Source organism: Pseudomonas sp. TH10, assembly GCF_016651255.1.
In the GTDB taxonomy this organism is placed as follows: Bacteria; Pseudomonadota; Gammaproteobacteria; order Pseudomonadales; family Pseudomonadaceae; genus Aquipseudomonas.
The window spans coordinates 22,648-30,168 of sequence record NZ_JAEKEG010000003.1; the positions used below are offsets into that span (position 1 = coordinate 22,648).

Below are 7,521 nucleotides of genomic sequence, written 5' to 3' on the forward strand. Positions count from 1 at the left end.
TAACACCTATCAGGTTAGCAAGCGGGAGCCTCGCGGCTCCCGCTGCGGCTTACCAGGTTTGGGTGGCCTTGAACTTCTCGATACCGGCTTTCATGCCAGCGTCGATTTCGTCATTGAAGTCACCTTTAACGTTGATCTTGGCCATCAAATCGGCGTGATCGCGGTTGAAGAAAGCAATCAGCGCTTGTTCGAAGCTGCCGATCTTGGCGATTTCAATGTCAGTCAGGAACCCACGCTCAGCGGCATACAGCGACAGCGCCATGTCAGCGATCGACATTGGTGCGTATTGCTTCTGCTTCATCAGCTCGGTAACGCGCTGACCATGCTCAAGTTGCTTACGGGTCGCTTCGTCCAGGTCAGAAGCGAACTGGGCGAATGCCGCCAGTTCACGGTACTGAGCCAGAGCGGTACGGATACCACCGGAGAGCTTCTTGATGATCTTGGTCTGAGCGGCACCACCCACACGGGATACCGAAACACCGGCGTTCACTGCTGGGCGGATGCCCGAGTTGAACATGGCCGATTCCAGGAAGATCTGACCGTCAGTGATGGAAATCACGTTGGTCGGAACGAACGCGGAAACGTCGCCAGCCTGGGTTTCGATGATCGGCAGTGCGGTCAGGGAACCGGTTTTGCCGGTCACTGCGCCGTTGGTGAACTTCTCTACGTACTCTTCCGAAACGCGGGATGCGCGCTCCAGCAGACGGGAGTGGAGATAGAACACGTCGCCTGGGTAAGCTTCACGGCCTGGTGGACGGCGCAGCAGCAGGGAAATCTGGCGATAAGCCACTGCTTGCTTGGACAGATCGTCATAAACGATCAGCGCGTCTTCACCGCGGTCGCGGAAGAATTCACCCATGGTGCAACCGGAGTACGGTGCCAGGAATTGCAGCGCAGGAGATTCCGAAGCACTGGCAGCCACGATGATCGTGTTGGCCAGGGCGCCGTTTTCTTCCAGCTTGCGAACCACGTTGGCGATGGTCGATTGCTTCTGACCGATTGCTACGTAGACGCAGAAAATGCCGCTGTCTTTCTGGTTGATGATCGCGTCGATCGCCAGAGCGGTTTTACCGATCTGACGGTCACCGATGATCAGCTCACGCTGGCCACGGCCGACAGGGATCATGGCATCGACAGCCTTGTAGCCAGTCTGTACAGGCTGGTCTACCGACTTACGCCAGATCACGCCTGGAGCAACTTTCTCGACCGCGTCGGTCTCGGTGTTGCCCAGTGGACCTTTGCCGTCAACAGGGTTACCCAGTGCGTCGACAACGCGACCCAGCAGTTCCTTACCAACAGGAACTTCGAGGATGCGGCCGGTGCACTTGGCGCTCATGCCTTCAGCCAGAGACTGGTAAGCACCCAAAACAACGGCACCTACGGAGTCTTGCTCCAGGTTGAGGGCCATACCGTAGACGCCGCCCGGAAACTCGATCATCTCGCCGTACATTACGTCGGCCAGACCGTGAATCCGCACGATGCCGTCAGATACGCTGACGACAGTGCCTTCGTTACGGGCTTGGGAGGTCACATCGAGCTTGTCGATGCGGCCCTTGATAATTTCACTTATTTCGGAAGGATTGAGTTGCTGCATTGCTCTGCTGCCCCTTCAAACTCAAGATTTCAATGCTTCGGCAAGTTTCGCGATTTTGCCGCGAATCGAGCCATCGATAACCAGGTCGCCGGCGCGGATGACAACGCCCCCAATAAGGGATTTGTCTTCCTCGACTTGCAGGCGCACTTCCCGGTTGAGTCGTGCACTGAGAACCTTGGCGAGTTTGTCTTGCTGTTCTTGGTTCAATGCAAAAGCACTGGTCACTTCAACGTCTACCGATTTCTCTTGCTCGGCCTTGTACAGGTCGAAAAGAGCGGCAATCTCCGGCAGAAGCGGGAGACGGTCGTTTTCGGCAACGACGTTGATGAAGTTCTGTGCCTTCACATCAAACTTGTCGCCGCACACGTCAATAAACGTGGCGGCCTTTTCTGCGCTCGTCAGTCGCGGGGCCTTGAGCACGCGCTGCATGGTGTCGTCTTGCGACACTGCTGCAGCCAGGCCGAGCATGGCTGACCAATTGGCCAGTTGCTGGTGGGCCTGAGCGTGCTCGAAGGCCGCCTTAGCGTAAGGTCGGGCCAACGTGGTCAGTTCTGCCATGATCGCCCTCGCTTAGATTTCAGTAGCCAGTTTGTTTACCAGCTCTGCGTGCGCGTTTTGATCGATTGTGGCACCCAGGATCTTCTCGGCGCCGCCGACAGCCAGCATGCCCACTTGGGCGCGCAGCTTGTCTTTGACACTGTTCAGTTCCTGTTCGATCTCGGCTTGAGCCTGAACCTTCACACGGTCAGCGTCGATACGGGCTTTTTCAACAGCCTCTTCAACGATCTGGTTACCGCGTTTCTTGGCTTGCTCGATGATTTCAGCTGCCTGAGCTTTCGCTTCGCGCAGTTGCTGACCCGCTTTTTCTTGGGCCAACTCCAGGTCGCGAGCTGCTCGGCTGGCAGCGTCCAGACCATCCGCGATCTTCTTCTGACGTTCGTGCAAAGCCGCGATGACCGGAGGCCACACGAACTTCATGCAAAACAGTACAAAAATGAAGAACGCAACGGACTGGCCAATCAGGGTTGCATTAATGTTCACGCCAACACCTCGCTCGTTCGTTGCACATCACACCAATTACTCGAAGGCGAGTAATTAGCCAGCGATCTGACCAACGAACGGGTTCGCAAAGGTGAAGAACAGAGCGATACCAACACCGATCATGGTTACGGCGTCGAGCAGACCGGCAACGATGAACATTTTAACTTGCAGCATTGGAACCATTTCTGGCTGACGCGCTGCGCCTTCCAGGAACTTGCCGCCCAGCAGGCCGAAACCAATTGCGGTACCCAGTGCGCCCAGGCCGATCAACAGTGCAACAGCGATAGCGGTTAGACCAACTACAGTTTCCATCTTTCCTCCCGACTTTTACGTCGTATGGTTTAGGTTTTTTAGATTAAAGCGGTAAAACAAATCGTTTCAGGTGCCCTGTGAAGAGCCCCTTCCCGTTTGACCGGGAAGGACATCAGACTAGTCGAGACTGGTCTTAATGGTTTTCTTCGTGCGCCATCGACAGGTAAACGATGGTCAGCATCATGAAGATGAACGCCTGCAGGGTGATGATCAGGATGTGGAACACAGCCCAAGCCCACTGCAGAACAACGCCCAGGCCGCTCAGCCAGAGCAGACCGCTGCCGAACATCACAGCGATCAGAATGAACACCAGCTCACCGGCATACATGTTGCCGAACAGACGCAGAGCCAGAGAGATCGGTTTAGCGATCAGGGTCACGAATTCCAGCAGGAAGTTCACCGGGATCAGCAGGGCTTGAACAAAGACGTTCTTGCTGCCGAACGGGTGCAGGGTCAGTTCGCCGATGAAGCCGCCGATGCCCTTGACCTTGATGCTGTAGAAAATGATCAGTGCGAAAACCGAGAGCGCCATACCCAGCGTCGCGTTCGGGTCGGTAGTCGACACGGCACGGAAAGGAATGTGCGCATCACCCGTGATCAGGATGGCCAGCTGAGGAATCCAGTCAACCGGGATCAGGTCGACGGCGTTCATCAGGAAGACCCAGACGAAGATGGTCAGTGCCAGCGGTGCGATCACCGGGCTACGGCCATGGAAGCTGTCTTTCACGCTGCCATCGACGAATTCGACCAATACTTCAACGAAGTTCTGCAAAGCACCCGGCTGACCCGAAGTCGCTTTCTTTGCCGCCATGCGGAAAAGAAGTACGAAGATCAGACCCAACGCGACCGACCAGCCGAGAGTATCGACGTGGAAAGCCCAGAAGCCCATTTCTTTGGCTTCTGCTGCGGTATGGGCAAAGCCCCAGCCGCCGTTAGGTAGCTGACCGAAGGTCAGGTTCTGCAAGTGGTGCTGGATATAGCCCGAAGCGGTTGTTTCTGCCATGGTTGCCTCAAACGCCCTAAGGTCTCGAAAGTCTTGTTCTCATCAGCAGGGGAGCGAACCAGCTGACCGACTGAGTCAGCACGAACACGCCGAATACAGCTATCGGCGCCAGTGGCTTCACACCTGCAAACACCAGCGCAAAAAGCACTGCTGTCAAAATCAGTTTGCCTGCCTCGCCGGCATAAAAAGACCGGACGATGGACTGGGCTGCTCGGGCGCCGGAAAACCGAAATGCCTTATGAGCGAAATAAACATTGGGCAGCAAGGCTATCAGGCCTCCGCAAAGTCCCGAGTACCCGGCAACGACTCCGTGCCATTGCCAGAGCGCCAAAGCGGCAATGAACAAAATGACAAATTGAGCCAATAACACCGGAAAAACCGCCAGGCGATGGAACGGCAGGCGGTTTGGCGTGCGGCTTTCCATCACTTTTGCTCTCCAATGGTCGGCTGCCAGAATTCAATAACTTGGCATAATTTGTGCCGACAAAATGCGCGCAGAGTATAGGGGCGGTTCTGCCCCTATTCAACTGTCAGGTAGTGATTTCCGACTGCGCGCTACATGAGGAAATGTTTCAGCGGATGTGCGCGAGCACACCTTGAAGCTCATCGAGAGAGTTGTAACCGATCACCAACTGCCCCTTTCCCTTCTTGCCGTGGCGAATCTGCACCGCAGAGCCTAGGCGCTCGGCCAGACGCTGTTCTAGACGGGCGATATCCGGGTCCGGTTTGGTCGCTTCCACAGGCTCCGGTTTGCCACTCAACCACTGGCGAACCAGTGCTTCAGTTTGGCGAACGGTCAGGCCGCGTGCGACAACATGTCGCGCCCCTTCCACCTGCTGATTGTCCGGCAAACCCAGCAAAGCACGGGCATGACCCATTTCCAGATCGCCATGCGACAGCATGGTCTTGATTACTTCCGGCAGCGCAATCAGACGCAACAGGTTGGCTACGGTGACGCGGGACTTACCCACAGCCTCGGCAACTTGTTGCTGAGTCAGCTGGAATTCCTGCTGCAAACGTTGCAGGGCGACCGCTTCCTCAATCGGATTGAGATCTTCGCGCTGGATATTCTCGATCAGCGCAATGGCGATCGCGGTTTCATCCGGTACGTCGCGCACCATTGCCGGGATGGTTTCCTGCCCGGCTTGCTGGCTTGCGCGCCAGCGGCGTTCACCGGCGATGATTTCAAAGCGACCACCACCAATCGGGCGAACCACGATTGGCTGCATCACGCCTTGTGCCTTTATCGACAGCGCCAACTCTTCCAGCGCCTGCGGATCCATGTCCCGGCGCGGCTGGTATTTGCCGCGCTGGAGCAGATCCAGCGGCAGATGCTGCAATTCACGGGTGTCAGCTTGCGCGGCTTGTTCTTCCAGCGCGCTGACGGTCGGACCACTCAGCAGTGCATCCAGTCCACGTCCGAGACCTCGTTTCTTGACGGCCATGGGGATTCCTTAAGTTGCCTGAGCGGCGGCGATGCGTGAATTTTTGCGCTGACGGCGAACCATCTCGCCCGCCAGAGCCAGGTAGGCCAGCGCGCCACGCGATTGCTTGTCGTAGGCCAGTGCCGGCATGCCGTAGCTCGGCGCTTCGGCCAGGCGGATGTTGCGCGGGATCACCGTGTCGTACAGCTGCTCGCCGAAGTGTTCCTTGAGCTGCGCCGAAACATCGTTCATCAGGCTCAGGCGCGGGTCGTACATGGTCCGCAACAGACCTTCGACCTTCAGGTTCGGGTTCAGCAGTTCAGCGATGCGCTTGATGTTATCCACAAGATCGCTCAAACCTTCGAGCGCAAAGTATTCGCACTGCATGGGGATAATCACCCCGTCAGCGGCAACCAGTGCGTTCAACGTGAGCATCGACAGCGACGGCGGGCAGTCGATCAAAATGTAATCGTAATTTTCGCGGATCGGCGCCAGCGCGCTGCGCAGACGGCTTTCCTTCATCTGCATTTCCAGCAAAACCACTTCGGCGGCGGTCAGGTCGCGGTTGGCCGGCAGCAGTTGATAACCACCGTGCTCGGAGTAGTGCATGGCCTGAGCCAGATCGCATTCGCCGATCAGCAGGTCGTAGACCGAGTTTTCCAGACCGTGTTTATCCACACCGCTACCCATGGTGGCGTTGCCCTGTGGATCGAGATCGATCAACAGCACCCGGCGCTTGGTCGCGACCAGGGATGCTGCGAGGTTGATGCAGGTGGTGGTCTTGCCCACACCACCCTTTTGGTTCGCTATCGCGAATACCTTAGCCATTCTTGCTTGTGTTCCCAATCATGCCGTGCGGCGCAGTATCAGCAGATGGCGTTGGCCTTGGCAACCGGGTACGGCCAAGGCGTGTTCGCTATCGAGTTTGAAGTCTGCCGGCAATGCTACCAGCTCATCGGCCGGATGAACGCCCTTCATTGCCAGCCAGCGCGTATCGGCATCGCCGAGGTGGCGAGTCCAGTTGGTGAAGTTTTCCATGCTGCTGAACGCCCGGGAAATGATCCCGTTGAATGGCTGTGCAGGCTGAAACGCTTCGACGCGGCTGTGGATAACTTGCAGGTTATCCAGTTTGAGTTCGAGTTTGACCTGGGTCAGGAAGCGGGTTTTCTTGCCGTTGCTGTCCAGACAGGTCACTTGCGAGTCCGGATACAGGATGGCCAACGGGATGCCGGGCATCCCGCCGCCGCTGCCGACGTCGAGCCAGCGACCGTCTTGGACGAAAGACATCACGCTCAGACTATCGAGCAGATGCCGCGAGACCATTTCGTCCGGATCGCGCACAGCCGTGAGATTGTAGGCCTGGTTCCATTTGATCAACAGGGCCAGATAACCCAGCAGCAATTCGTGCTGGGTTTCAGTGAGATTGACACCGAGCTCGCGGGCTCCTGTGGATAACTCTTCGGCGTGTTGCGAAGTGACCTTAGAACTCAAGCGCTTTGCTCCAACTGACGGCCCGCGCCGCGTTTTTTCAAATGAATCATCAACAGCGAAATCGCTGCCGGGGTCACGCCCGGGATCCGTGAAGCCTGGCCCAGCGTCTCTGGTCGAGTCGCGCCAAGTTTGCTCTGGATCTCCTTGGATAGACCGGAAATGTTGGTGTAATCGATATCCACAGGCAATTTCGTGTCTTCACTGGCGCGCAGACGGGCGATTTCGTCCTGTTGACGGTCGATGTAACCGGCGTATTTGGTCTTGATTTCGACCTGCTCGGCAACCTGTGGATCTTCAGCGCCGTTGCCGGTCACTTCGACCAGACCAGCGTAGTCGATTTCCGGACGACTCAAGAGATTGAGCAAGTTGTATTCGTGAGTCAGCGGTGTGCCGAATTTTTCCGCAATCGCATCGCCCTGCTGCGTATTCGGGCGAACCCAAGTGCTTTTCAGGCGCTGTTCTTCGAGTTCGATGCTTTCGCGTTTCTTGCAGAAGGCCGCCCAACGCGCGTCATCGACCAGACCGAGTTCGCGACCTTTTTCGGTCAGACGCAGGTCGGCGTTGTCCTCGCGCAGAATCAGGCGGTACTCGGCACGCGAAGTGAACATGCGGTACGGCTCTTGGGTACCGAGGGTTATCAGGTCGTCGACCAATAC

The 7,521-nt window shown here is 56.9% G+C and carries 9 protein-coding genes and 1 pseudogene; all 10 read right to left on the reverse strand.

The features are described from left to right. Positions 1-49 precede the first annotated feature (49 nt). Positions 50-1,594 (reverse strand): F0F1 ATP synthase subunit alpha, encoded by a 1,545-nt coding sequence (atpA, locus tag JFT80_RS00490; protein ID WP_016984064.1) that lies wholly within the window; start codon positions 1,592-1,594, stop codon positions 50-52. Between the two features lie 21 nt (positions 1,595-1,615). Continuing rightward, entirely contained in the window at positions 1,616-2,152 is a 537-nt protein-coding gene (locus JFT80_RS00495; RefSeq protein ID WP_201146557.1) for a F0F1 ATP synthase subunit delta, read from the reverse strand. Positions 2,153-2,164: 12 nt separating this feature from the next. After that, positions 2,165-2,635, reverse strand: a complete 471-nt coding sequence (locus JFT80_RS00500; RefSeq protein ID WP_201146558.1) for a F0F1 ATP synthase subunit B — start codon at positions 2,633-2,635, stop codon at positions 2,165-2,167. Positions 2,636-2,689: 54 nt separating this feature from the next. Further along, a complete protein-coding gene (atpE, locus tag JFT80_RS00505; RefSeq protein ID WP_003097235.1) occupies positions 2,690-2,947 on the reverse strand; it encodes a F0F1 ATP synthase subunit C in 258 nt (85 codons plus the stop codon). 133 nt (positions 2,948-3,080) lie between these two features. Further along, positions 3,081-3,950 carry a F0F1 ATP synthase subunit A gene (atpB, locus tag JFT80_RS00510; RefSeq protein ID WP_201146559.1) on the reverse strand — a complete coding sequence of 290 codons (870 nt, stop codon included), beginning with the start codon at positions 3,948-3,950 and terminating at the stop codon, positions 3,081-3,083. Between the two features lie 16 nt (positions 3,951-3,966). Then, complete coding sequence (locus tag JFT80_RS00515) at positions 3,967-4,374, reverse strand: F0F1 ATP synthase subunit I (protein ID WP_201146560.1); 408 nt, start codon at positions 4,372-4,374, stop codon at positions 3,967-3,969. 148 nt (positions 4,375-4,522) lie between these two features. After that, positions 4,523-5,395 (reverse strand): ParB/RepB/Spo0J family partition protein, encoded by an 873-nt coding sequence (locus tag JFT80_RS00520; RefSeq protein ID WP_064116543.1) that lies wholly within the window; start codon positions 5,393-5,395, stop codon positions 4,523-4,525. Between the two features lie 9 nt (positions 5,396-5,404). Continuing rightward, on the reverse strand, positions 5,405-6,202 hold the full coding sequence (locus JFT80_RS00525) for a ParA family protein (RefSeq protein WP_007911909.1): 798 nt from the start codon (positions 6,200-6,202) through the stop codon (positions 5,405-5,407). A gap of 18 nt (positions 6,203-6,220) precedes the next feature. Then, entirely contained in the window at positions 6,221-6,865 is a 645-nt protein-coding gene (gene rsmG, locus JFT80_RS00530) for a 16S rRNA (guanine(527)-N(7))-methyltransferase RsmG (protein WP_201146561.1), read from the reverse strand. Then, a pseudogene (gene gidA, locus JFT80_RS00535) lies at positions 6,862-7,521 on the reverse strand (tRNA uridine-5-carboxymethylaminomethyl(34) synthesis enzyme MnmG); the annotation flags it as partial. The pseudogene gidA and the gene rsmG, both read right to left, overlap by 4 nt.

Bases quoted from the DNA above. Each gene is read 5' to 3' on its own strand.
- atpA (WP_016984064.1), bottom strand. From the start codon at position 1,594: ATGCAGCAACTCAATCCTTCCGAAATAAGTGAAATTATCAAGGGCCGC.
- JFT80_RS00495 (WP_201146557.1), bottom strand. From the start codon at position 2,152: ATGGCAGAACTGACCACGTTGGCCCGACCTTACGCTAAGGCGGCCTTC.
- atpE (WP_003097235.1), bottom strand. From the start codon at position 2,947: ATGGAAACTGTAGTTGGTCTAACCGCTATCGCTGTTGCACTGTTGATC.
- atpB (WP_201146559.1), bottom strand. From the start codon at position 3,950: ATGGCAGAAACAACCGCTTCGGGCTATATCCAGCACCACTTGCAGAAC.
- JFT80_RS00515 (WP_201146560.1), bottom strand. From the start codon at position 4,374: ATGGAAAGCCGCACGCCAAACCGCCTGCCGTTCCATCGCCTGGCGGTT.
- JFT80_RS00520 (WP_064116543.1), bottom strand. From the start codon at position 5,395: ATGGCCGTCAAGAAACGAGGTCTCGGACGTGGACTGGATGCACTGCTG.
- JFT80_RS00525 (WP_007911909.1), bottom strand. From the start codon at position 6,202: ATGGCTAAGGTATTCGCGATAGCGAACCAAAAGGGTGGTGTGGGCAAG.